General features: G+C 66.3%; 1 protein-coding gene. It reads right to left on the reverse strand.

Annotated features, from left to right (window positions below; genetic code table 11):
- Positions 1 to 1,517 (reverse strand): aminopeptidase N (pepN, locus tag CFB43_RS37470; RefSeq protein WP_089499097.1); only part of this gene is annotated, 1,517 nt, incomplete at both ends.

The following is a 1,517-nucleotide window of genomic DNA, read 5'->3' on the forward strand; positions in this document are numbered from 1 at the left end:
AGCAGCGCGCGCGTCGCGAGGCGCTGGCCGGCTTCCCAGCGGTTGAACGGATCGCTGTCGTGCGCGAGCAGGAACGCGAGATCGTCGTCGCTGTAGTCGTACTCGACGATCACCGGCGACGAGAAATTGCGCAGCAGCGACGGCAGCGGCTGTTCCGGCACGTCGACGAACGTGAAGGTCTGCTCGGTGTCGGTGAAGTCGAGCACGCGCGTCGTGCCTGCTGCTGCGGCTTCGCCGTCGAGACGCAGCGGCAGGTCGCGGCCGTCGCGGCCGATCAGGCCGATCGCGAACGGAATCAGCAGCGGCCCTTGCTGCGTGTCGCGCGCGGCCGGCGACGCGTCGCCGTAGCCCTGCGCGAGCGTCACCGTATAGCGGCGCGCGGCCGCGTCGTACGCGGTGCGCACCGACACGCGCGGCGTGCCCGCCTGGCTGTACCAGCGTTCGAACTGCGCGAGGTCGCGCCCGTTCGCGTCGGCCATCGCGTGACGGAAGTCGTCGCAGGTCACCGCGTGCCCGTCGTGGCGCTTGAAGTACAGGTCCATCCCCTTGCGGAAGCCGTCGCGGCCGAACAGCGTCTGATACATCCGCACGACTTCCGAGCCTTTTTCGTAGACGGTCATCGTGTAGAAGTTGTTGATCTCGACGTAGCTTTCCGGGCGCACCGGATGCGCCATCGGGCCCGCGTCCTCGGCGAACTGCAGCTGGCGCAGCACGCGCACGTCCTCGATGCGCTTGACCGCGCGGGCCGCCGATTCGAGGTCGTCGCCCGCGGCCATGTCGGCCGAGAACTCCTGGTCGCGGAATACCGTCAGGCCTTCCTTCAGGCTCAGCTGGAACCAGTCGCGGCAGGTCACGCGGTTGCCGGTCCAGTTGTGGAAGTACTCGTGACCGACCACCGATTCGATGTTCGCGAAGTCGGTGTCGGTCGCGGTCTCGGGGTTCGCCAGCACGTACTTCGTGTTGAAGATGTTGAGCCCCTTGTTCTCCATCGCGCCCATGTTGAAGTCGCCCACCGCGACGATCATGAAGCGGTCGAGATCGAGCTCGAGGCCGAAGCGCTGCTCGTCCCAGCGGATCGAGTGGATCAGCGAATCCATCGCATGACGCGTCTTGTCGAGATCGGCCGGCTCGACCCACACCTGCAGCAGCTTCTCCTTGCCCGAGCCGGACGTGATCTTCTCCTCGATCGCAACGAGCTTGCCCGCGACCAGCGCGAACAGGTAGCTCGGCTTGCGGAACGGGTCTTCCCATTTCGCGAAGTGGCGGCCGTCGGGCAGGTCGCCCGAATCGACGAGGTTGCCGTTCGACAGCAGCACCGGGTACGCGGCCTTGTCGGCGCGCAGCGTCACCGTGTACGACGCCATCACGTCCGGACGGTCGAGGAAATAGGTGATGCGGCGAAAGCCTTCGGCTTCGCACTGCGTGAAGAAGTTGCCGCTCGACACGTAGAGGCCGGACAGCGTCGTATTCTGGTCGGGTGCGCATGCGCTTTCGAGCGTCAGCTCGAAGGCTTCGGG

Origin of the sequence: Burkholderia sp. AU15512, assembly GCF_002223325.1 — a bacterium.
GTDB lineage: Bacteria > Pseudomonadota > Gammaproteobacteria > Burkholderiales > Burkholderiaceae > Burkholderia.